Source organism: Fructobacillus sp. ESL1129 (genome assembly GCF_058507945.1).
In genome coordinates, this window is record NZ_CP196668.1 from 1297176 (window position 1) to 1319901 (window position 22726).

Consider the following 22726-nt stretch of genomic DNA (forward strand, 5'->3'; position numbering starts at 1 on the left):
TCATGAAGACGAATTTAAAATGGTTGAATGAATACTTAACGCCTGGATTGGATTTGAGCAAGCAGGCAGTGTTGGACCTGGCTCAACAAATTGAGTTAACGGCCGTCGAAATTGAAGAAGTCGGTCAAGTTGCCGCTCAGCAAGACGGCTTGGTCGTTGTTCGTGTTGACGAAGTGAAGAACCACCCGGATTCTGACCACTTAAAAATCACTCAGGTATTTGATGGGCGGGAAAAGATTCAGGTTGTTACGGGAGCGCCCAACGTGGCTGAAGGTCAGTTGGTTATTTTGGCAACGGTTGGCGCCCACATCATTGATCGAGAGTCAGGAGAGCTGGTGAAGATTAAGAAAGCCAAACTCCGTGGTGAAGTCTCCTACGGAATGCTTGCTGCTTTGCAAGAAATCGGCTTGCCAGATGCCGTATGCCCTGAACCAATCGAAAGCGGTATCCATGTTTTCGCTGAAAAAGATGGCGTGAATCCCGGGGATGATGCCTTGGCGGTGCTTGGCCTGAAGGATCCGGTGATTGATACTGACTTAACCCCTAACCGTGCTGACTTACTTTCGATGCGCGGAATGGCTTATGAACTGGCTGCTATGACAGACCAAAAGGTGGCAGAAGTTGCGGACAAAGGGGCTAAGGAAGCCGCCTTTTTGGCTGATGACCAAGCAACCGTTCAGATAGGGGAAACAGGTCTTGCAACGGGCGTTGCCTTGTCAGTTGTGAATGGCGTTTCGGTAGATAAAAGCCCGCTTGCCATCCAATCGCGTCTGTGGACTTCTGGCATTAAGCCAGAAAACAACGTGGTTGATGCCATGCACTATTGGCTTTTGGCAACCGGACAGCCATTGGCCGCCTTTGATTTGGATCGTTTGGCTGACAAAGTCGTTACCGTCCGCTTAGCCAAGGAAGGTGAAGTATTGGGACAAGGGGATGGCGAAGAAGCCATGGCGCTTCGTTCTGGTAAAGACATTGTATTAGCTGCTGGGGAGCAAGTCATTGCATTGGCTGGTATTGCGATGGATCCGATGTTTAAGGTGAGTCATTCAACAAAAAACGTCCTATTAGTGGCCGGTCAGTATAACCCAAGTTTCATTCGCCAAGCCGCTCGTCGTCATGGGTTGCGTTCCGAATCGTCCTTCCGTTTGGAACGTGGGATTGATTTGACTAATACAAAATCAGCCTTGCAATCAGCAGCCAATGCGGTGGCGAAGGCTAGCGATGCTACGCTGGCCAAGGGGCAGGTACTGGCTGGTTTTGATAACATTGAGGAAACGGTCATTGAAACAACCGTGTCTCGCATTAATCAAGTACTAGGCACGACTTTGTCAGATGAAACGGTTGTTGATTTGCTCGAAAAGTTGAACTTGACCGTTGCAAACAACGATGGTCGGTTAAAGGTAACGGTACCTGGTCGCCGAACAGATTTGACGATTCCAGCTGACCTTGTTGAAGAAGTCGGCCGTTTGTATGGCTATGATAATTTACCAACCGCTTTGATTGATGGGCAATCAACGGCTGGTGATTTAACACGTCGTCAGAAAAAGATCCGAGCATCACGGCGAATTTTCGAATCACTCGGCTTTGACCAGGCCATCTCTTATGCCTTGATGACACCAGAAAAGGCCACGGCCTTTAACATGATGGGGAAGCATCCCGTCTTGGCATTGGACTACCCGATGTCTTCTGACCGAACGGCTGCCCGTCAAAATTTGATTTCTGGCTTAATTGACGATGTGGCTTATAACGTGGCCCGCTCCGTCAAGAACATTGCGCTCTATGAGCAAGGACGTATTTTCTTAAATGACAATGCGGCCAAGCAGCCGGTTGAAGAAGAGCACATTGCCGCCGTTTTGGTCGGTTCACTGGCTGAATCAACTTGGGAAACCGGTGAAAAGGAAGAAGAAGTTGATTTTTATGCGCTAAAGGGCCGTGTTGAAACTTATCTTGAAAACATCGGAGTGGATCAGGTAACCTTTAAGCAGTCGAAGGCACACGCCAACATGCACCCAGGACAAACGGCTGATGTTTATGCCGGTGACATTTACATTGGTTATCTTGGACAAGTTCATCCTGAGTTTGTGGTGAAGCAAAAGCTGCCGGTTATCTTTGCCTTTGAATTAAACCTCGAAGAAATTATTCTCTTATCAAAGCGTGAGATTACTTACCAACCAATTTCCCGTTACCCACAAATCACGCGAGATTTGGCCATCTTACTGGATGACCAGATTACCAACCAAGAGGTCTTAGACGTTATTTGGGAGAGCGCTGGACAGTATTTGAAGGACGTTTCTTTCTTTGATCTCTATAAGGGTCAGGGAACACCAGATGGTAAAAAGTCATTAGCTTACCAATTAACGTATCAGGACCAGCACGACACTTTGGTCGAAGACAAGGTAACAATGGACTTTGCTAAGGTCACGGAGGCCCTGGCTCAGCAGCTTGGTGCTGAAATTCGTTAATTGCAATTGTCAGTAGAAAGAAAAGCCCGTATAATTGGGGTAAAACGATAGTTAAGTAGGATTCGCCCTATGGCAAAAATTATTATTAATGGTGGCCACAAAGTCGCTGGTCAAGTGACCATCGGTGGTGCCAAAAACTCAACGGTAGCGCTGATTCCAGCCGCTATCTTGGCAGATACGCCAGTGAACTTTGACAACGTACCACAGATTTTGGACGTTAAGAACTTACAATACATTTTGGCGGCCATGAACGTTCATTCGAATTTTCATGATGGCGATTTGTCGATTGATCCAACCACCATTCGAGAGGCTCCCTTACCAGCAACCGCGATTAAGTCCTTGCGTGCTTCGTATTACTTCATGGGGGCCTTGCTGGGCCGCTTTGGTCGAGCAACGGTGACTTTTCCTGGTGGTGATAACTTGGGCTCCCGTCCAATTGATCAGCACATCAAGGGCTTTGAGGCCCTTGGTGCCAAGGTGACAGAAGAAAACGATGTGATTCACATCGATGCAACGGAAAACGGTTTGAAGGGTGCCCGGATTGCCCTCGATACGGTTTCCGTTGGGGCAACAATTAACATCATCTTGGCCGCCGTACGTGCTGAAGGACAAACAATTATCGAAAACGTGGCCAAGGAGCCTGAGATTATCGATATTGCGACTTTCTTGAATAACATGGGCGCTAATATTCGTGGGGCAGGAACGGATACGATTCGGATTACTGGGGTCGATACGTTGAAGGCTCAGAATACACATTCGGTTATTCCAGATCGAATTGAAGCTGGAACTTATATGTCTTTGGCTGCAGCCTTTGGGGACGGGGTCACGATTCAAAACGTGATTCCTGAGCACTTGGAATCTTACACATCAAAATTGATGGAGATGGGCGTTGATATGCAAATTGGTGATGAATCGATTTACATTGGTCCTTCTCGTAATTTGAAGCCTGTATCGATTAAAACTATGCCATATCCTGGTTTCGCAACTGATTTGCAACAGCCAATCACACCATTGTTGTTCTTGGCAGAAGGTGAATCGACCATCATTGAAACGATTTATCCAAAGCGGATTCGTCACATTGCCGAATTGCGCCGGATGGGGGCTGATGTCTCTTCTCTCAATCCTGGGGAAATTAAGGTTAACCATTCAGAACGACTCGTTGGGACGACTGTGGAAGCGGCCGAGATTCGAGCAGGGGCTGCTTTGGTGATTGCGGCCGTGATGGCTGATGGGCAGACAGTGATTGATAACGCTTCGCATATTTTACGTGGCTATGACCGGATTGCCGAAAAGCTCCGTGGTCTTGGTGTTGACCTCAAAATTGAAGGGGTTGATTTGATTAATTTGATGCCATAAGTTCTTGTCAAAATAACCGGGGCATGCTACACTTATACAGTTAATAACTGACTCTGGCTATGATTAGTCAGGGCGCTAAGGAGATTATTCATGAAAGCAGATATCCATCCAAATTACCGTCCAGTTGTCTTCATCGATGCCGCAACTGGTAAGAAGTTCTTGTCAGCTTCAACTGTTGAAACTGATACAACTGCTGAATTTGACGGTCAAGAATATCCATCAGTACGTATGGACATCACGTCAGACTCACACCCATTCTACACTGGTAAGCAGAAGTTTACTCAGGCTGATGGTGCCGTTGACAAGTTTAACAAGAAGTTCGCAAACTTCGGTTTCAAGAACAACGACCAATAAGTTTGTTCAAAAGACGTTCACCTCGGTGGACGTTTTTTCTTTTGACAAAGTCCGTTACTACATCCATTAAAAGGAGTCACCATGGCTAAGACAACGCCACCTGTAAAATTGAATGAAACGGTTACCTTAACAATCGATCGGATTCGACAAAATGGGATGGGACTCGCCTGGGCTAACGATGCCAAAACTTACCCGGTCTACATCGCCAATACGATGTTAGGGGAAGTGGTGGACGTCCAGATTATTCAAGTGGATAAGCTGTCGGCATACGGTGCTTTGAAAAACGTTTTGAAAGCTAATCCTGAGCGCATTGACGCGAAGCGGGATTATCTTCTAGAGGCTGGGACAGCACCGCTAGTGAATTGGGCTTACCCTGCTCAGAAAAAATGGAAGCAATCGTTGGTCAAAGATAACTTTGCTGCCGCTGGCTTGACTATTCAAGTTGCTGAAGCTGTCACGATGGACGAACAAGTACCATCCTATTATCGGAATAAGACGGTGGTGCCAGTTAAGTGGCAAGGCGGTCAGTTACAATCCGGTTTTTACCAACGGGGAACGCACCAGTTAGTACCCATGGTGGACTACTTTGTTAACGACCGTCGTCTGGACGAAGTAATCGTCGCTGTTCGCAACCTTTTGGAGAAATTGGCCATTTCGGCCTATGATCCAGATACAGGGCAGGGGGCAATCCGTTACATTATGGTCCGCCGTGGCTACTATTCGAAAGAGTTGATGGTTGTCTTAGTATCGAATGAGCCGACTTTGCCAAAGCAGGAAGAGGTGGTTCGGGCAATCGTGTCCGAATTGCCGGATCTCACCTCCTTGATTTTGAATAAGGCGCCCAAAAAAGATTACGTTCAGTTATCAGCAGATAACGAGACGCTTTACGGAAAAGACCAAATTGAGGACACTTTGCTTGGCAAGCGTTTCCTGATTGGTCCCAACTCCTTTTACCAAGTTAATCCAGTGATGACGGAAAAGCTTTACCAGACAGCAGCTGATTTGGCTAAGCTTAAGTCAACGGACTTGGTTGTTGATGCGTATGCTGGAATTGGAACAATCGGGATGTCGGTGGCTGATCGCGTAAAGCAGGTGATTGGCGTTGAAGTCGTCCCTGGCGCGGTTGCCGATGCTCAAAAAAATTTGGCCCTCAATGGGATTACAAACGCAACTTACATTTTGAAGGATGCTCCTGAACAGTTTGTCGAATGGCAGGAAGCAGGGGTGCAACCCGACGTGGTCTTCGTCGATCCACCCCGACGTGGTTTAACACCTGAACTCATTGAGAAAACGGCTAGCATGGAACCTGACCAGGTGGTCTACGTTTCTTGTAATCCCGTGACGGCTGCTCGCGATTGTGCTCTCTTTAAAAAAGTCGGCTACGAAATTGCCGGGCCAATTGTTCCTGTCGATCAATTCCCGCAAACGGCTCACATTGAAACAGTGACGGTGCTGAAGAAAAAAGGGTAGAATAATCTCAGATGTTACTTAAATTGGTTGATTGTTTGTACAAGCACGATAATGATTTGAAATTTTTCTGAATTAAAAGGACTTTTCCATGAAACTTACATTAGCAGATGTCAAAAGAGCAACACTGGGAATCATACAGGGAACGGAAACAGTCTCAGTGACAGGGGTTTCCTTTGATTCACGCAAGGTTCAACCAGGGGACCTCTTTGTTGCATTGGTTGGCGAAAATGATGGCCATGATTACATTCAAATGGCGATGGACAAAGGGGCCAGCGCAGTATTAGCAGCAGAAGGGCATGTGTTAGCGGGTGATGTACCCGCAGTTGTGGTGCCTGACACTTTGCGTGGGTTGCAACAGCTGAGCCAGTTTTATTTGAAGCAAGTGCAGCCAAAAGTCGTTGCCATCACCGGATCCAATGGGAAGACTACCACGAAGGACATGACTGCGGCAATTTTAGCCAAAAAATATCAGACCTTTAAGACACCAGCTAATTTTAATAATGAGATTGGCCTACCGGTAACCATTCTATCAATGCCAGAAAATACCGAAGTGTTGGTGCTTGAAATGGGAATGGACCGACCCGGCCAATTAACCGAGTTGTCTAATTTGGCACAGCCGGATATTGCAGTCATTACGATGATTGGGGAAGCACATTTAGAGTTCTTCAAGACAAGGGCGAACATTGCTAAAGCAAAGTTAGAAATCACGCAGGGGCTGAAAAAAGGAGGACTCTTCCTCATCCCGGCCGATGAACCATTATTGACTGAGGCGCCTGGTTTGCCTGAAAACACCGAAATGTTTGGCCCCGTGCCAAACGATGTTTCTGAAAGTCTAACTCAAACGGTCTGGACCGAGAACGGGGAGCGGTTTGCAATTCCCATGCTAGGCCGTTATAATGTTAAGAATGCAGAAGCAGCGATTATGGTAGGTCGGACACTCGGTCTCGACATGAATACCATGGCAAGTGCTTTGGCACATTTTGATTTAACGAAGAACCGGACGGAGTTGTTGACGGGGAAGAATGGTGAGCGGATTATTTCCGACGTGTATAACGCCAATCCAACGGCAACAAAAGAAGTCCTCGCCACTTTAGCCAACGATGGGGCAGAAAACCTCGTGCTCGTTCTCGGCGATATGCTCGAACTTGGCGAGAAGGGACCATCATTACACGCTGGATTGGCTGCAGCCGTTATCGCTGCAAAGCCAAAGCAGGTTAATTTAGTTGGCCCATTGATGGTTGATTATTTAGCGCCAGCGCTTAAAAAAATTGACCAAAACTTACTGATTAAGACTTATCAGCAAGATGAATTACCACAATTAGCAGCAGATTTGAAGGAAAAGCTGACCGGCAACGATCTTATTTTCTTGAAGGCCTCGCACGGTATTCATCTTGAAGAAGTTGTGACGGCTTTGTCCGGAAAGTAGGAAGTGGATGCTTAAGCGTACGGATCTTTTTCCAGCTAAAGTAAAAGTTCGTTGGGTAAAACGCCCATCGCTTTATTTCCTTTTATTTGGAATAGCGATTGTTGGTTTTGGAACGGTGACCGTTGCTTCACAATCTCACGGCCAGCATCGAGAAGCAAAGGATGTTTCCGCTTCTTCCGAACCCAATCTTGATAAGACGGTGGCGGCCGATGGAAAAGTCGCCAAGAAGCTCAATCAAACTTTAGAGGATAACCATTTTTCTGGAACGGCGCTGGTCGTAAAGAACGGAAAGGTCTTGCTTCATGAAGGGTATGGCAAAGCAAACGTTCAGAAAAATCGTTCGAATAACCCAAAAACGACTTTTCCAATCGCATCGACGGCTAAAATTTTGACGGCTATTTTGGTTGGGCAAAGTGTTGATGCGGGTAAGTTATCATATGACAGTAAGTTATCCGATTACTATCCAAACGTACCCAATGCTGATCAAATTACCATTCGAGACTTACTAACCATGACCTCTGGCTTAAAGCAGAGCAAGCAACCGGAAGAATATTCGAATGACATGGCCAATGTCGATTTTTCGGCGGCTAATGCCGAAAGCTCTGGGGGTGTCATCGGTACTGGTGATGGCTGGTCTTATCAGCCAATTAATTACCGTTTATTGGCGGGAATTTTGATGAAAGTCACTGGCAAAAGCTATCAAGAACTTTGTCAGCAAACCTTTAATCATAATGCAAAGTTGGGCATTTCGTATTATCCGGCTTTCAAGCAAGCGGCTAACCTAGCCAACGCTTACCAGGTTGGGACAGACAGTGAGCGGGATGTGACAACGGTTGAATACCAACGTGAAACGGGCACTGGCAACGTTGCCATGACGACTGGACAGCTTTACCAACTATACCGGTTGTTTTTCACCAATAAACTGACCAAAAACCATCAGGATTTAATGGTGCAACACTTGCCAGCGCACTATGCTTCTGGTCTTTATGGTTATGGCTCTGTTTATGAGGGACACGGCATCTTCTCAGGCTATGAGTCAAATGTTGTGGTCTCTAACCAGGGTAAAGACGCGGCCATTTTACTTTCTAATCAATACGACAAGGAACACTCATTCCAGAAAGTTGGGCAGGAGGCCTTTAGTCAATTGACCGGAAAAGAAGCACCATAAAACGATGTCATATTAGTCAGTCCAGTTAGACTATAAACTGCTTGGCCTTTCAAACGCGCAGGAAGCGCGTTACTATAGAAGTAGACCAATTGGTCTTAAAGCGCGCTTTCGTGCTTTCAAAGGAGAAAATTTTGAAGTTTGAAGAACTCGGCTTGTCAAAAGCCATTTTGCAGTCCATTGCTGCCCACGGTTATGTGGAAGCAACCCCTATTCAAGAAAAAACAATCCCGCTCACTTTAGCAGGGAAAGATGTTATCGGACAGGCTCAGACTGGTACCGGTAAAACGGCAGCCTTTGGTTTGCCAATTTTGGAACACATTGACTTGGATAATCCTAATATTCAAGCAGTTATTATTTCACCAACTCGTGAATTGGCCATTCAAACGGCTGAGGAATTGAAGAAGTTGGGATCAGATAAGCACGTTAACGTGCAAGTTGTTTTCGGTGGATCGGATATTCGCCGTCAGATTCAGGGTTTGAAATCTCACCCACAAATCTTGGTGGGAACACCCGGTCGTTTGCTTGACCACATCAATCGTAAGACGGTCAAGTTGGGCCATGTCCAGACTTTGGTCTTGGATGAAGCCGATGAAATGCTGAACATGGGCTTCTTGGACGATATCGAAGCGATTATTGCCCAAGTTCCTAAGGAACGTCAGACGTTGCTCTTCTCAGCAACGATGCCCGATTCAATTCGTCGTATCGGGGAAAAGTTTATGACTAATCCCGTTATGGTAAAAATTGAAGCCAAGCAGTTGACCACTGACTTGGTTGAACAATACTTTATTCGTTGCCGTAACGAAGAAAAGTTCGATGCATTGACACGAACGATTGATATTCAAGAGCCATATTTGGGTATTGTTTTCGGACGAACGAAGCGTCGTGTTGAAGAATTGGCCCGTGGATTGGAAGCTCGTGGATACCGCGCTGCTGGGTTGCACGGTGATTTGACTCAGCAAATGCGTTCGCGTGTTTTGGACCAGTTTAAGTCCCATGAGATCAATCTCTTGGTAGCAACTGATGTGGCTGCTCGTGGATTGGATGTTAAGGACGTGTCACACGTTTATAACTTTGATATTCCACAAGATCCAGAATCATACGTGCACCGTATTGGACGTACTGGTCGTGCCGGCGCTACCGGAACGTCAGTAACGTTAGTTGCACCGAATGAAATGGATTACTTGCGTGCGATTGAAGAATTGACAAAGAAGCGCATGACGCCAATGCAACCCGCAACTTTGCAGGAAGCTCGTCTTGGTCGTATTGATGCCTCATTGGATGAAGCCGCTGTCTTAATGTCAAAGACGAATCCAGGTGAAATGCAAGCGCAGGTATCTGCTTTGTTGAGCCAGTTTACGCCTGAACAGCTGGCTGCCGGTTTGTTGGCTTCTGTTGCTGGTTTGGAAAAGCAAAACGCACCCGTTACCTTATCTCGTGAACGTCCATTGCCACGCCGTAAGGGTGGTAAGGGCGGATCACGTGGCGGCTATCGTGGTGGTAACCGTCGTGGAAATGGCGGTGGCTACCGTGGCCGTCGTGATGGCGATCGTCGCGGAAATGGTGGCGGCTACCGTGGTCGTCGCGATGGTGAGCGTCGTGGAAATGGTGCTTACAAGGGCAACAACCACTCGAGCGAACGCCGTGGAAGCGGCCAGGGTCGCAAGCGTGACTTTACCGTTCGTGAAAAGGGTTAATGCTTTTCTTTAAATAAAAGTTATTAAAACCGTCTGTTATCAGACGGTTTTTGTGTTTATAATGAAAGTATAGATTAGAAAGGAGGGCTGTTATGACGATTGATGAAGTTTTGGCTGCCATACACTCACGGCCAAAAGTCGGTAAAAAAGATAGTCAAGAGCGGATGACAGCCCTTCTATCGGCACTCGGGCATCCTGAAAAAGACATTGGACCAGCCATCCATGTTACGGGAACGAATGGAAAGGGGTCGGTAGCAAACATGTTATCCGCCATCGGGATTGCTGATGGCTTGCGTGTTGGCTTGTTTACGTCCCCTTTTATTGTGCGCTTTAATGATCGCTTTCAAATTAACGGGCAAGATATTTCCAATGACACACTAGTTGCCGTATACGAACGTGTTCAAGTAGCCCTTCGACAAGTTGAAAGCGAATCGGATGACCAACTGAGACCAACAGAGTTTGAAGTGGTCACGGCGATGATGTTTTGCTATTTTGCCGAAGCAGACCTGGATTTGGCCATTATCGAAGTTGGTATTGGCGGTCTTTACGACTCGACAAACTTTCTCACAACGACTGCTGTTGCGGTGATTACTTCGGTTGCGCTCGATCACCAAAAGTTGTTGGGAAACACCGTTGAGGCCATCGCGTATCAGAAAGCCGGTATTATTCGATCTGACCGACCAACGGTGGTTGGATTGGATATGAATCCGGTGGCCAAAACCGTGATTGAAAAGTGTTGTCAACGGGAGAGCAGTCCTTTAATTGTTGCCCAATCAGTTCCTTTTAAAACGGCATTGGCTGGCGACTACCAGAGGGGCAATACCAATATTGCTGTTGCAGCTTACCGAGCATTTCGGCCAAATGTAACGGATGAAGTGCTTGGTACTGGTTTAATGCATTCTAAGCTACCTGGTCGTTTTGAAGAGGTCATGCCTGGCGTCTTTTTGGATGGCGCGCACAATCCGGCGGGCTTGGAAGCTTTACAAAGAAGCATCGATGCCCGCTTTGACCAGCCTGTGATGCTTGTCATTGGTGCCCTTGCTGATAAATCGCTAGGAAATTTTTTAAACCAAATTGTCGAAAAGCGTCGACTGGACGTTCGGCTATTTAACTATCAGGGAATTCCTGGACGACCGGGAATGACTTGTACCGATTATGATGAAAAAGTCTTTGGTCCACCGCTTGCTTCCGTTGATGAAGCAATCCAGTTGGCGAAAGAGAAGGGGGAGCCGGTCTTCTTTACTGGTTCCTTGTATTTTGTTGCAGATGTTAGGAGACAAATATGTCAGAAGAAAAAGTACTCAGCCCAAAGTTAATTTTAAGTATTTTAGCCATTGCGTTGATTGCCTTTACCGATATTATGTTGGAAACGGCACTGAACGTGTCTTTTCCGGTTTTGATGGCGAATCTTCATGTTGATTCAGCCACCGTTCAGTGGTTGACATCTGGGGTTATCTTGTTAACGTCGATGGTGATCATCATGTCCTCATGGCTAAAAGATCGTTTTAAAAATCGCTCGCAGTTTATGGCTGCTGGAATTATTTCCTTAATTGGAATCTTTATCGATGCCGTTTCAAATCAATTTCCATTAATCCTTTTTGGACGTCTGCTTCAAGGTGTTGGGGCCGGCGTTGGCTTGCCACTGATGAATAATGTCATTTTCGAACAAGTGCCGGTTAACCGGCGCGGAACGATGGTCGGATTAGCGTCATTGATCGTTTCCTTTTCCCCAGCATTAGGCCCTGCTTTTGGTGGTTTCTTGACGGACGCCTTCGGATGGCACATGATTTTTTGGGTGGTGATTCCACTACAGTTGATTGCCTTGATTCTTGGGTGGGCGACGATTCAACAGACTGTCCCAACTAAAAAAGTCCGTTTTGACTTGGTTGGCTGGTTGCTCTTATCCGCCTTCTTCGTTGGTGGTCTAATCACCATTGATCGTTTTTCGGCAGACGGACTCTTTAACTTACCAAGTATGCTAGCGTTAGCCGCCTTTATTTTTGGAATTGTCGGTTACTATTTCTATGCCCGAAACGAAAAAGAACCGCTTTTGGCCCCATCAATGTTTGCAAAGCCAATGTTCCGACTGGCTGTCTTCTCAGCATTCATGTTACAAATGGTCAATTTGACTTTTAACTATGCTATTCCAATGGGCTTGCAATTAATTCTGCACCAGAATTCCTCTGTTGCTGGTCTGGCCCTCTTCCCAGGGGCTTTGGGCTTAGCCTTCATGGCGGTTATTTCTGGTAATCTGTATGATCGCTACGGTGCCCGTTTGCCAAATAACATTGGGCTTGGCTTAATCTTCTTTGGTGTGCTCTTTATGGCGGTCTTGCCCTTTACATTACTTACGGCAACGGTTGGCTTTATTCTCATGCAACTTGGTGTTGGTTTCTGGAACGGAAACAACATGACCAATGCCATTTCAAACATGGACCGTGTCTACCATAATGCTGGAAACTCTATTTTTGCGGCCGTGAATAATTATTCTGCTGCCGTTGGAATTGCCTTGGCTGCTTCGATTGTTTCTGTTTTCCAAAACAAAGCAACGAACATGGCACATGGAACAGCGGTTGGCATGCGGATTACCTACATCATGGACTTTATCCTTGTTGTTATTGCGGCGTGGATGTCATTGCGTGTCATGAAGATGACGAATCCCCATGCCAACAACGCAAATGAGGAAATTGAATTAACAAAGTAAATCAGTCATCAATATAAAAAACCTGTTTTTTCGTATTACTCAGTAAGGAGAGTAACTATGAAGAATCAGGTTTTTTCGTTTTATGAATCACTTGGTGAAGATGCTGTACATGCGATGGCGGTGTTTAATCTTTATTTTCCTTCTGGCTATGACTTTTTCGAATTGGACCAGGAGACAAAGGAACGTTTTATCGCCGAAAACCCACGCATCAATCGAGCGCTTTTACACGCTTTAAATGCTGGTCGTAAGATGGCAGGTGACGTTCGACAAAGTCTGATTTCAGCCAAGCATTCGGAGAGCTTCGGACGTTTTGCTCAATCAGAACTGGGAAGTTCAAATCAGGAACAGGTCTGTCTCGCTTTATTAAACACGCAGCTCGATCTTATCGGTTGGGAGGTTGTTTTTGTCGGGACTTTAACGGAGGTGTCGGCTTCACCACGTGAGATTTTTCAACGGGCGTTGAAGGCGAATGCCTATGCGATGATCATTGCGCATAATCATCCATCGGGTCATTTGCAGCCATCGGAAGAAGATTTGTTATTTACCAAACGTTTACGACAACTAGGGCAACTCATGGCCTTACCGCTTCTTGATGCCTTTATTGTTACACGAACTAGTTATTGGTCCTTTGTTGAAGAGGGTCGTTTTGAAGATGAAAAAGGACCATTTCTATAAAATACTTGGAAGCAGCTCCTTTCTTTAGAAAAGATGATACACTAAAGACAGAAATTCATTTGAAGGAGGCGTGCCCATGCCTGCAAAAATTGTGATGATTGGTGGTGGTTCTGGGTTGCCAGTCATTATCAAGCCATTGGTTAAGGCGGACGTCGACCTAACTGCCATCGTGACCGTGGCAGATGACGGGGGGTCCTCGGGACTTCTGCGAGACTACGTCAATATTATTCCACCTGGGGATATTCGCAATATCCTGGTTGCCATGTCGACGGCTGACCAAAAGTTACTGGATCTCTTTCAGTACCGTTTCCAAACGCAAGACGATTTTTTGGCTAAACACGCCGTCGGGAATCTGCTGATTGCTGCATTGACCGAGATGACGGGGGATGTTTCTGAAGCGATTACTGAATTAGCTCATTACCTGAAAATCAAAGGGCAGGTTTACCCGGTTGCCAAACAGCCTTTGGTTTTAAAGGCTAAAACGACGGATGGTCATCTTTTATCTGGGGAAGCAGCGATTACAGCGGCTCACCAAGCCCTTGATACTGTTTGGGTGGCACCAACGACGCCCGAGAAAACGATTCAAGCTAATCCTGAAGCAATCGATGCGATTTTGTCCGCTGACATGATTGTTTATGGCCCAGGTTCACTCTTTACGTCGATTTTGCCAAACGTTGTGGTACCGGGGATCAAGGAGGCTTTACAAGTCACACCGGCCAAACAGGTGTATATTGCTAACATCATGACCCAGAAGGGTGAGACCGATGCTTACACGGATGCCGAACACTTGGCCGTTTTGAATCGGCACTTGGGTAAAAACATGATTGATGCTGTTTTGACCAATTCGACCATCGTTCCCGAGGATTTTGTTGACTATCAACGTTGGGGTGAAATTTCGACGCAGGTGAAGCAAGATCCCGATGCCATTTCAAAGCAAGATGCCGAGGTGGTATCACGTGACTTTTTGCTTTTGCGTGATGCTGGTGCCTTTCACGATGGTGACAAAGTCGCCAACGTCTTACTTTCTCTTTTGGAGAAATAACCATGTCATTTGCAGCTGAAGTAAAAAAAGAACTAACTGGCAGGATTGTGTCGGATGATGCGGCCAAGCCTGAATTAGCGGCGCTCCTTCAGATGAACGGGGTCACGACACTTGGTTTCGAACAGGAAGTCCGTGTTCAAACGGATAATCCAGCCATTGCTCGACGTATTTATACATTGATTCGTCAATCGTACCCACAAGTTGAGGTAGATGTATCCGTTAAGAAGCAGTTTGCTTTATCAGAGCACAAAGTTTTGGTTGTGGTTTTGAGAAGTGAAGTTGCTGCCGTTTTGGATGATTTGGGTGTCGATCCCTTCGGAATTGATCAGACGGTGCCAGCGTGGCTCTTAAATACCGAGGATAAGCGTGCTGCTTTCCTTCGTGGTGCGTTTTTAGCCGCTGGTTCGGTGAATTCGCCAGAAAAATCAAATTACCATTTGGAAATTGCCACTGGTCAGGAAGACTTGGCGGATCAACTATTACTTTTGATTCAGGGTTTCTTAATGCCCGTGAAGATGATTAGCCGTTCAAAACAGTTTGTTTTGTATCTGAAGCGTTCGGATAAGATTGTTGAATTTCTTAAATTGATTGGTGCCACTGCTACCATGCTTCGTTTTGAAGATATTCGATTGGCAAAAGATATGCGTAATTCTGCTAATCGAATGATCAACGCTGATATGGCGAATTTACAAAAGGTGGCCAACGCGGCCAATGCCCAGGTTCAGACTATTCTGACCATACAGGGAGTAATCGGGGATTTGGATGAGTTGCCAACTAAGTTAGCCGACTTTGCCAGGGCGCGTTTAGAGCATCCAGATGCCTCACTAACCGAAATTGGGGATTATCTGGAAATTTCAAAATCTGGCGCTAATCACAGGATGCGTAAACTAAAAGAATTGGCTAAACAGATTGACGAAGGTACTTTTGATGCCGATAAGTTATAAAGGGCGAATGCGCTCTTTTTTATTTTAGAAAGTCTTGTTTTTGCGTTACAATAGAATACTAAAGAAGATAAAAGGAGATTACTATGTGGCCAGGAGTTATTGAACAAACTGCAAATGGACGTGAGTCCTATGATTTGCCTTCCCGACTTTTAAAGGACCGAATTATCCTGGTGCAAGGTGAAGTGGAAGATAGTATGGCAACCTCAATCGTTGCTCAACTACTTTTCTTGGAAGCACAGGATCCTGATAAGGAAATTTCCATGTACATTAACTCGCCGGGTGGTTCTGTGACGGCGGGCTTGTCGATTACGGATACCATGAACTTTATTAAAGCACCGGTAACGACCATTGTGATGGGTCTGGCAGCTTCAATGGGGACCATTATTGCCTCTTCTGGTGAAAAGGGTCACCGTTACATGTTGCCGAATGCCGAGTACTTGATTCACCAACCAATGGGTGGTGCTGCTGGCGGCACGCAACAATCAGATATGGCCATCATTGCGGAGCAGTTGACCAAGACACGGAAGAAGTTGAACAAGATTTTGGCTGATAACTCCGGTAAGGATTTGAAGACGATTGCCCGTGATACGGAACGTGATTATTGGATGTCAGCCGAAGAGACGCTGAAGTACGGATTGATTGACGGCATCATGGAAAAGGCTGGTGAAAAGCCAGTGACGCTGAAGAAGTGATTCTAATTATCGCAAATTAGAAGGATTTGCCGTATAATGGACTGAGAATGAAAAATATTGGAGGACGAATATGAAAGTTTTTGCTTACGGAATTCGTGAAGATGAAAAGCCTGCTTTGAAGGATTGGGAAGCTAAGAACCCAGATGTTGAAGTGGAATACACGGATCAATTGTTGACCCCTGAAACGGCTAAGATGGCTAAGGGTGCTGATTCAGCTGTGGTATACCAACAATTGGATTACACGAAGGAAACGTTGCAAGCATTGGCTGATGCCGGTGTGAAGAACATGTCACTCCGTAACGTTGGAACTGACAACATTGACTTTGATGCTGCTAAGGAATTGGGATTCCATATTTCAAACGTTCCTGTTTACTCACCAAATGCTATTGCTGAACATTCAATGATTCAATTGTCTCGTTTGCTTCGTCGCACGAAGCCAATGGATAACAAGGTTGCAAAGCACGATTTGCGTTGGGCACCAACCATCGGTCGTGAAATGCGCATGCAAACGGTTGGTATTATCGGAACTGGTCACATTGGTCGTGTTGCGATTAACATTTTGAAGGGATTTGGCGCAAAGGTAATTGCCTATGACAAGTTCCCTAACCCTGAATTGCAAAAGGAAGGCTTGTACGTAGATACGCTAGACGAATTGTACGCTCAAGCTGATGCCATTTCATTGTACGTGCCAGGTGTTCCTGAAAACGTACACATGATTAACAAGGAATCAATCGCCAAGATGAAGGACGGCGTTGTGATCGTTAACGTTGCCCGTGGTAACTTGATGGATCTCGATGCTGTGATTGATGGTTTGAACTCAGGTAAGATTTCTGACTTTGCCATGGATGTTTACGAACACGAAGTTGGTTTGTTTAACAAGGATTGGTCTGGTAAGGAATTCCCTGATCCAAAGATTGCTGACTTGATTGCTCGTGAAAACGTGTTGGTTACGCCACACATCGCCTTCTACACAACGAAGGCTGTTTCAGAAATGGTTCACCAGTCATTTGACGCTGCCGTGTCATTTGCTAAGGGTGAAACCCCTGCTATCGCTGTTAAGTTTTAATTAGCAATGCTAGACCTCAAGTCAATTACTTGGGGTTTTTTTATGAGGAGAAAAGGGATGTCAAATCAAGAATTTTCTGGGAAGCAAGCCTTGAACGTCAAGGATTTCTTCTTTAAAGTCTTATCCGGTTCAGCTAATGGGATTTTGATTGGTGTTTTACCGGCAGCCGTGATGAAGTACATTATTCAGTATTCTGGTATTGGAACAACTGAGTGGGGAGCAAACTTTTCTGCTATTTTGACGCTCTTCACTTCGATGATTCCTTTCTTGATTGGAATGGCTGTTGCGATGAACTTTAAGATGAAAGTGTTGGATACCGGTGTTGTTGCCTTAGCGACGATGGTGGCTTCAAATTCCATTCTGTGGGGAACAACCAAGGTTGGGGCTACCCATCCAATTACTGGGAAGGTGCTACCAGCTGCTAAAACAGTCTACATGGCGGCCGGTGCCGGTGATGTGATTAATGCCATGTTGGTTTCGGCCATCGCTGTCTTTGTTATTTGGCTTGTGTCACGCTATTTGAACGGCTTTGGTTCAGTTGCTATTGTGTTATCACCAATTTTAATTGGTGGAGGTGTTGGTCTCATTGGTAAGGAGATTGCTCCATCAGTTGGAAAGATTACCGCTCTCATTGGTGATATGGTGGAATCCTTTACCAAATTAGCACCGGTGCCAATGGCAATTTTAATTGCCATTGCTTTCTCTGTAATCGTGATTACACCCGTTTCAACGGTTGGAATTGCCTTAGCCATTAACTTATCAGGAATTGCGGCTGGTGCCGGTGCCGTTGGCGTTGTGGCAACGACCATTGTTTTGTTGATTAACTCTTGGTCAGTAAACAAGAAGGGAACGACAGTTGCCATCTTCTTGGGTGCAATGAAGGGCATGATGCCAGCCATCTTTAAGAAGCCGACGACGTTAATTCCATTTATGTTTGCCGGAGCGCTTTCGGGTATTCCGGTTGCTCTATTTAATGTGCAGGGAACCCCTGTGACAGCCGGATTTGGCTACATTGGAATGGTTTCACCATTGCAATCAATGATTAAGGATGCCTCAATCCCAAGCTCAGTGATGAATCATTATATTTCACCAATGGTGGCTTTAATCGTTTGGGTAATTGTTCCTCTGCTGGCAGCATTGTTGGCTCAGTTCATCTTTTCAAAGATGCTCAAGTTGTATCAACCATCTGATTTGAAGCAAGAATTATAAAAACAAGTGATGTGAATAAAAACCCGCTCTCATTGAGAGCGGGTTTTTATGATTTGATTTGATAAAGACACCAAATCATTTCCGGCTGAAAGCGAGCTAAAATTCGGTGATGTTGCTGTAATTTTTTTTCGGCATTTTGACTAAAAATGGCGTATTGATAATTTCCGGAAAGGAAGGCGTCGGCTGCAAGTGGTTTGGCTGACACGTAGTCGATCTGGACCGGCAAGTCATTTTGTTCCGCAAATTCTTGCAGCAGGGTCTTGGTGGTTCGATGACTAACCGACTTTGAATTGGATTGTTCAGTATTTTCAACGAGGAGCATTTCCATGGTTTTGGTTGACCAAGTTTTTTTAATGATTAGTTCTTGCCAGTGTGCATAGTGTTGACTGGTCCAGGTATCACCCGCGGGACCTTGATAACCAACCGGTACGAGGAAATAGTCGCCATGATAGTTGCCTAGGTTTTCATAAATGGAGGAAAAGTCGTGGTGCAATTGGATGCTAAAATGCTGATAAACTGGGTCTTCGTCAGTTAGCCCTTGTGCTGCTAAATAGGAATCAGTTTCCCTTGGACCGAGTGTGTGAATGGCAGGCATTGTTGGCTCCTTTCTTATGAAATGCGTTGGATAATTTCTTCTGCAATGGCCTCTGGCGTTTTTTGATCGACTTGGATAATCACATCAGCCGTTTTTCGGTAAAAATGTTCACGATTGGCTTTTAAATTCGTAACATCTTGTGCACTTTTGTTTGCTAAGATGGGTCTTTTTTGCCAATCTTCCCCTGAAAGATTGTGGATTGTTGTTGCATCAGAAGCCTTTAACCAGATAACGGGCCGCCGACTTTTCAACAACAATTCTTGATTGGCAATTTGGCAGGCCGTGCCTCCGCCCGTAGCGAGAACGTTTTCTGTGGATAAGTGCTGTGCTAATAGTTCCTTTTCCACCTGACGAAAAGCCGATTCGCCATTTGCCTCAAAGTAGGAGGGGATGCTTTGCTTGAGTGTTGCTTCGATGACCTGGTCGAGGTCTTTAAATGGTTGGTTTAAGGCTTTTGAAAGGGCCCGACCAACGGTTGTTTTACCTGCACCCATAAATCCGATAAGAATTGGATTTTGCATAGCTTACTCCTTTTCCATTTGAAGACGGGCTGTCTGAGCAGCCTTCAAATCATCAAATAGTTCGGTTGCGTTTTTGTTTTCAATGGCTTGCTTTAAACGACTAAGTTCTTTTTCAAAGTCATCGAGTTCTGCCAAGATTTGCTTCGGATTCGATAAAAAGATACTCGTCCACATGGTGGCATCGGCTTTGGCAATCCGGGTGGCGTCGAGGAAGCCGGCAGCAGGCTTTCCCCAGTCAACGGTGGAAGCTTCCCGTGCCTGGTTAACGGTGGAGGCCAGGGCAAAGGCAACCATGTGTGGCAGATGGGAAGAGGCAGCCACGATTTGGTCATGGCTTTTAGCATTCACAAGACGAAAGTCAAAGTGGGCAGCAGCCAGTAACTCTTCAAATTGGGCAACCTGTTCTTGATTGCAGTTTTCTTGAATCAAAAAGTAGGTATGGTTGACCAATCGACTGGTATCAACGTTTTTGGCACCGGTTAAGTGAGAGCCGGCCATTGGGTGGCCAGCTAGGAAGGCGACTCCTTTTGCCATTAGTGGCTGAGCACTTTGTTCGATTTGAACTTTGGAAGAGCCGACATCGGATACAAGGACATCTTCTTTCAGGTGGAGTTCAGCTAGCTCGCTAAGACGTTGACAGATAACAGCAACTGGTGAAGCGAGAATGATGATGTCGGCTTGTTTAGCACCTTCTTCAAAGGAACAGGCTTTATCGAGCAACCCCTGTTCACGCATATAATTCAAATTTTCGTTGTTCGGGTCGTTGGCCAGAAGACGGATGCTAGAATTTTTTTCTTTGATAAGGGTTGCTAGACTAGCGCCAATCAGGCCTAGTCCGTCGATAAAGACAGTGGTCATGAGTTATTCCTTTATGAGTGTTGTTAAATCGTTTACAAAAGTCGGGTAGGAGACCGCCATGCAGTCGTCGTCTTTGATGGTAACGGGTCTGTCGACGAGTAGTGAGGCGATTTTTAAGGTCATCGCAATGCGATGGTCACCGAACGAGTCCAGCTCAGGATTTTGGACTCGTAGTGGTTTGCCACCAGTAATCAGCAGTCCATCGGGTTTTTCTTCAATGTCAGCGCCCAGTTTACCTAACTCGGAGGTGATGACTGCCAAGCGGTCGGATTCCTTAACCCGCAGTTCTTCGGCACCAGAGATGGTCGAAACACCTTCGGCGGCTGTGGCGAGTAGTGCCAGTGCCGGCACTTCGTCAACGAGGGCGGGGATGTCTGCTGCTTCAATATGAAAGGGCTCGAGGGGGCCAGCCTTGATGGTTAGGTTGGCCATTGGTTCACCAGGTTGGTCAATGCGGTCGATGGTCAGATCAGCCTCCATTTGTTGGAGAATACGAACAATGCCGTCACGGGTCGGGTTTAGCCCGACTTTTTCGATGGTGATTTTGGAACCTGGTAGAATAGCGCCGGCAACTAGGAAGAAAGCGGCGGATGAAATATCAGCGGGTACTTCAATTTGTTGTCCCTGCAGTGGATGCCCAGGATGGATGGTGATCGTCTGGCCGGTTTTTTCAATCGATTCAGGGGAAAAGAGCTTTAGCATTGTTTCGCTGTGATCACGGGAAGGCAGGGGCTCCTCGATGGTTGTTTCAGACTGGGCGGTTAAGGCTGCTAGAATGATGGCGGATTTAACCTGAGCGGAAGCGATTGGCATGCGGTAATGGATGCCATGGAGAACCTCGCCATGGATGGTCATTGGTAAGTGACCGTCTTCTGCAAGCAAGATTCCGTTCATTTCAGAAAGTGGGTCAATGACGCGACCCATTGGACGTTTTGATAAGGAGGCATCACCAATTAGCTGACTATCAAAGTGTTGACCAGCTAAAAGTCCGGCTAACAAGCGGGTGGAAGTCCCGGAATTTTGCATGTCCAAGGGCTTTGAACTTGCCTGTAGACCCAGCAAGCCGACCCCGTCAATGGTCAGGTTATTGCCATTTTCCTCAATGTGGACACCCATTTGGCGAAAGGCCTCTAGAGTCGCTAAACAATCGTTTGACCGAAGGAAATTTTTAACCGTTGTTTGTCCTTCGGCAATGGCACCAAAGATGATGGAACGGTGGGAGAGGGATTTATCACCAGGGACCTGAATGGTGCCCTTTAAAATAGGGATTGTCATGTGCACTCCTTAGAAGTTTTTGAGTTCTTCACGGTAGTCCGTGATTTGTTTCTTTAAACGGTCGATTTGTGACCCGTCGAAAGTCTCGCAGATGGCCTTGGCTAGTTCGATGGCAACCACGGATTCAATTACGATGGAAGCGGGGACAATGGCAGTTGTATCGGAACGCTCGACTGTCGCCTTTTTAATTTCTTTCGAGTTGATGTCTGCTGACTGCAATGGTTTGTAAAGCGTTGGAATCGGCTTCATGGCTGCTTTCACGATAACGGGCATTCCATTGGTCATGCCACCTTCAAAGCCACCCAAGTGATCGGAATTCCGGGTGAAGCCCTTGCCTTCTTCCCAGTCGATTTCGTCCATCACTTGAGAGCCCGGTCGAACGGCGTTTTCGAAGCCGTCGCCAATTTCGCAACCTTTCATTGCGTTGACACCAACGACGGCGCCGGCGACTTTGGCATCGAGCTTGGTGTCCCAAGAGGTGTAGGAACCAAGACCGGCTGGCAGATTGGTTGCCACAACACGGATAACCCCACCGAAGGTGTCACCATCGCGCTTGGCCTGGTCGATACGGTTGTGGATTTCGTCGACCTTGCTTTGGTCTAAGATGCGAAGGTCATTTGATTGGATGAGCTGTTCGATTTCTAATACGTCAATTGATTGATTGCCGGCCGCTTGAATGCCACCGATTGATTCCACGTGGCCCACGATTTTCACGTCTAACACTTCCAAGACTTGCTTACAGATGTTTCCGATGGCTACACGCATGGCCGTTTCGCGGGCTGATGAACGTTCTAAGACGTTTCTCATATCCCGGTGCCCGTACTTCATGCCGCCAACCAGATCGGCGTGGCCAGGACGGGGACGGGAAACAGCCCGTAAAGTGTTTTCAGCATTAGCTGGGGTTATCGGGTCCATAATCTTGGACCACTGAGCGTGATCGCGGTTTTTGATTGTTAAGGCGATTGGCGAACCAAGCGTCACACCGTGTCGCACGCCGCCCGTGATGATGACTTGGTCATGTTCAATCTTTTGACGGTTGCCACGGCCGTAACCGCCTTGCCGAGCAGAGAGTGCTGCGTTAATTTCGTCGATGTTTAGGTGGAGACCGGCTGGGATGCCAGTTAAGATACCAGAAAGTTCTGGTCCGTGTGATTCGCCTGCAGTAATGTAGTTGATCATAATGTTGTCCTTTATTTCAGTTGAGATATGGGGATG

At 46.4% G+C, this 22726-nt stretch carries 20 protein-coding genes; 15 read left to right on the forward strand and 5 right to left on the reverse strand.

Features of this window, described 5'->3' with window-relative positions; all coding sequences use genetic code 11:
- Positions 1–2 precede the first annotated feature (2 nt).
- The 15 genes from pheT to ACSYSL_RS06525 all read left to right on the forward strand — a co-directional run bounded on the left by pheT (position 3) and on the right by ACSYSL_RS06525 (position 18262).
- A complete protein-coding gene (gene pheT / locus ACSYSL_RS06455) occupies positions 3–2462 on the forward strand; it encodes a phenylalanine--tRNA ligase subunit beta (RefSeq protein ID WP_491708611.1) in 2460 nt (819 codons plus the stop codon).
- Between the two features lie 69 nt (positions 2463–2531).
- Positions 2532–3818: a UDP-N-acetylglucosamine 1-carboxyvinyltransferase gene (gene murA, locus ACSYSL_RS06460; RefSeq protein ID WP_010692106.1), complete on the forward strand. Its 1287-nt coding sequence runs from the start codon at positions 2532–2534 to the stop codon at positions 3816–3818.
- Positions 3819–3908: 90 nt separating this feature from the next.
- Positions 3909–4172 (forward strand): type B 50S ribosomal protein L31, encoded by a 264-nt coding sequence (locus ACSYSL_RS06465; protein ID WP_010692105.1) that lies wholly within the window; start codon positions 3909–3911, stop codon positions 4170–4172.
- A gap of 81 nt (positions 4173–4253) precedes the next feature.
- A complete protein-coding gene (rlmD, locus tag ACSYSL_RS06470; RefSeq protein ID WP_491708612.1) occupies positions 4254–5642 on the forward strand; it encodes a 23S rRNA (uracil(1939)-C(5))-methyltransferase RlmD in 1389 nt (462 codons plus the stop codon).
- Positions 5643–5730: 88 nt separating this feature from the next.
- Positions 5731–7068, forward strand: coding sequence for a UDP-N-acetylmuramoyl-tripeptide--D-alanyl-D-alanine ligase (locus ACSYSL_RS06475; protein WP_187753767.1), 1338 nt, complete (start codon positions 5731–5733; stop codon positions 7066–7068).
- Between the two features lie 7 nt (positions 7069–7075).
- Complete coding sequence (locus tag ACSYSL_RS06480) at positions 7076–8236, forward strand: serine hydrolase domain-containing protein (RefSeq protein ID WP_491708613.1); 1161 nt, start codon at positions 7076–7078, stop codon at positions 8234–8236.
- Positions 8237–8367: 131 nt separating this feature from the next.
- Positions 8368–9930, forward strand: coding sequence for a degradosome RNA helicase CshA (gene cshA, locus ACSYSL_RS06485; protein ID WP_491708614.1), 1563 nt, complete (start codon positions 8368–8370; stop codon positions 9928–9930).
- A gap of 92 nt (positions 9931–10022) precedes the next feature.
- Positions 10023–11246 carry a bifunctional folylpolyglutamate synthase/dihydrofolate synthase gene (locus tag ACSYSL_RS06490; RefSeq protein WP_491708615.1) on the forward strand — a complete coding sequence of 408 codons (1224 nt, stop codon included), beginning with the start codon at positions 10023–10025 and terminating at the stop codon, positions 11244–11246.
- Complete coding sequence (locus ACSYSL_RS06495; RefSeq protein ID WP_338342468.1) at positions 11213–12634, forward strand: MFS transporter; 1422 nt, start codon at positions 11213–11215, stop codon at positions 12632–12634. The genes ACSYSL_RS06490 and ACSYSL_RS06495 overlap by 34 nt, the downstream gene beginning before the upstream one ends.
- Before the next feature lie 57 nt (positions 12635–12691).
- Positions 12692–13309, forward strand: a complete 618-nt coding sequence (locus ACSYSL_RS06500; RefSeq protein WP_338342469.1) for a JAB domain-containing protein — start codon at positions 12692–12694, stop codon at positions 13307–13309.
- Between the two features lie 76 nt (positions 13310–13385).
- The gene (locus ACSYSL_RS06505; RefSeq protein ID WP_491708616.1) at positions 13386–14351 is read left to right on the forward strand and encodes a gluconeogenesis factor YvcK family protein; all 966 of its coding nucleotides are present in this window, start codon (positions 13386–13388) and stop codon (positions 14349–14351) included.
- 2 nt (positions 14352–14353) lie between these two features.
- Positions 14354–15295, forward strand: a complete 942-nt coding sequence (gene whiA / locus ACSYSL_RS06510) for a DNA-binding protein WhiA (RefSeq protein ID WP_491708617.1) — start codon at positions 14354–14356, stop codon at positions 15293–15295.
- An 83-nt stretch (positions 15296–15378) separates the two neighbouring features.
- Positions 15379–15987, forward strand: a complete 609-nt coding sequence (locus ACSYSL_RS06515; protein ID WP_010690600.1) for an ATP-dependent Clp protease proteolytic subunit — start codon at positions 15379–15381, stop codon at positions 15985–15987.
- A gap of 70 nt (positions 15988–16057) precedes the next feature.
- The gene (locus ACSYSL_RS06520) at positions 16058–17053 is read left to right on the forward strand and encodes a D-2-hydroxyacid dehydrogenase (RefSeq protein WP_010690599.1); all 996 of its coding nucleotides are present in this window, start codon (positions 16058–16060) and stop codon (positions 17051–17053) included.
- A gap of 57 nt (positions 17054–17110) precedes the next feature.
- On the forward strand, positions 17111–18262 hold the full coding sequence (locus ACSYSL_RS06525; RefSeq protein ID WP_491708618.1) for a PTS sugar transporter subunit IIC: 1152 nt from the start codon (positions 17111–17113) through the stop codon (positions 18260–18262).
- 46 nt (positions 18263–18308) lie between these two features.
- Here ACSYSL_RS06525 and ACSYSL_RS06530 read toward each other — a convergent pair whose 3' ends face one another.
- From ACSYSL_RS06530 to aroC, 5 genes are read right to left on the reverse strand one after another with little or no spacing between them, the layout of a single operon-like run.
- On the reverse strand, positions 18309–18857 hold the full coding sequence (locus ACSYSL_RS06530; protein WP_491708619.1) for a hypothetical protein: 549 nt from the start codon (positions 18855–18857) through the stop codon (positions 18309–18311).
- Between the two features lie 14 nt (positions 18858–18871).
- Positions 18872–19378, reverse strand: coding sequence for a shikimate kinase (locus ACSYSL_RS06535; protein ID WP_491708620.1), 507 nt, complete (start codon positions 19376–19378; stop codon positions 18872–18874).
- Between the two features lie 3 nt (positions 19379–19381).
- Complete coding sequence (locus tag ACSYSL_RS06540) at positions 19382–20236, reverse strand: prephenate dehydrogenase (protein ID WP_338345028.1); 855 nt, start codon at positions 20234–20236, stop codon at positions 19382–19384.
- A gap of 3 nt (positions 20237–20239) precedes the next feature.
- Positions 20240–21511, reverse strand: coding sequence for a 3-phosphoshikimate 1-carboxyvinyltransferase (gene aroA, locus ACSYSL_RS06545; protein WP_491708621.1), 1272 nt, complete (start codon positions 21509–21511; stop codon positions 20240–20242).
- A gap of 9 nt (positions 21512–21520) precedes the next feature.
- Positions 21521–22690, reverse strand: a complete 1170-nt coding sequence (aroC, locus tag ACSYSL_RS06550; RefSeq protein WP_491708622.1) for a chorismate synthase — start codon at positions 22688–22690, stop codon at positions 21521–21523.
- Positions 22691–22726: the final 36 nt, after the last annotated feature.

What these genes read in the sequence shown, in the direction of transcription:
- rlmD (WP_491708612.1), top strand. Translation starts at nt 4,254, where the DNA reads ATGGCTAAGACAACGCCACCTGTAAAATTGAATGAAACGGTTACCTTA.
- ACSYSL_RS06515 (WP_010690600.1), top strand. Translation starts at nt 15,379, where the DNA reads ATGTGGCCAGGAGTTATTGAACAAACTGCAAATGGACGTGAGTCCTAT.
- murA (WP_010692106.1), top strand. Translation starts at nt 2,532, where the DNA reads ATGGCAAAAATTATTATTAATGGTGGCCACAAAGTCGCTGGTCAAGTG.
- ACSYSL_RS06500 (WP_338342469.1), top strand. Translation starts at nt 12,692, where the DNA reads ATGAAGAATCAGGTTTTTTCGTTTTATGAATCACTTGGTGAAGATGCT.
- ACSYSL_RS06520 (WP_010690599.1), top strand. Translation starts at nt 16,058, where the DNA reads ATGAAAGTTTTTGCTTACGGAATTCGTGAAGATGAAAAGCCTGCTTTG.
- ACSYSL_RS06540 (WP_338345028.1), bottom strand. Translation starts at nt 20,236, where the DNA reads ATGACCACTGTCTTTATCGACGGACTAGGCCTGATTGGCGCTAGTCTA.
- ACSYSL_RS06530 (WP_491708619.1), bottom strand. Translation starts at nt 18,857, where the DNA reads ATGCCTGCCATTCACACACTCGGTCCAAGGGAAACTGATTCCTATTTA.
- ACSYSL_RS06480 (WP_491708613.1), top strand. Translation starts at nt 7,076, where the DNA reads ATGCTTAAGCGTACGGATCTTTTTCCAGCTAAAGTAAAAGTTCGTTGG.
- whiA (WP_491708617.1), top strand. Translation starts at nt 14,354, where the DNA reads ATGTCATTTGCAGCTGAAGTAAAAAAAGAACTAACTGGCAGGATTGTG.
- ACSYSL_RS06505 (WP_491708616.1), top strand. Translation starts at nt 13,386, where the DNA reads ATGCCTGCAAAAATTGTGATGATTGGTGGTGGTTCTGGGTTGCCAGTC.
- ACSYSL_RS06465 (WP_010692105.1), top strand. Translation starts at nt 3,909, where the DNA reads ATGAAAGCAGATATCCATCCAAATTACCGTCCAGTTGTCTTCATCGAT.
- aroC (WP_491708622.1), bottom strand. Translation starts at nt 22,690, where the DNA reads ATGATCAACTACATTACTGCAGGCGAATCACACGGACCAGAACTTTCT.
- ACSYSL_RS06490 (WP_491708615.1), top strand. Translation starts at nt 10,023, where the DNA reads ATGACGATTGATGAAGTTTTGGCTGCCATACACTCACGGCCAAAAGTC.
- ACSYSL_RS06495 (WP_338342468.1), top strand. Translation starts at nt 11,213, where the DNA reads ATGTCAGAAGAAAAAGTACTCAGCCCAAAGTTAATTTTAAGTATTTTA.
- ACSYSL_RS06535 (WP_491708620.1), bottom strand. Translation starts at nt 19,378, where the DNA reads ATGCAAAATCCAATTCTTATCGGATTTATGGGTGCAGGTAAAACAACC.
- aroA (WP_491708621.1), bottom strand. Translation starts at nt 21,511, where the DNA reads ATGACAATCCCTATTTTAAAGGGCACCATTCAGGTCCCTGGTGATAAA.
- ACSYSL_RS06475 (WP_187753767.1), top strand. Translation starts at nt 5,731, where the DNA reads ATGAAACTTACATTAGCAGATGTCAAAAGAGCAACACTGGGAATCATA.
- pheT (WP_491708611.1), top strand. Translation starts at nt 3, where the DNA reads ATGAAGACGAATTTAAAATGGTTGAATGAATACTTAACGCCTGGATTG.
- ACSYSL_RS06525 (WP_491708618.1), top strand. Translation starts at nt 17,111, where the DNA reads ATGTCAAATCAAGAATTTTCTGGGAAGCAAGCCTTGAACGTCAAGGAT.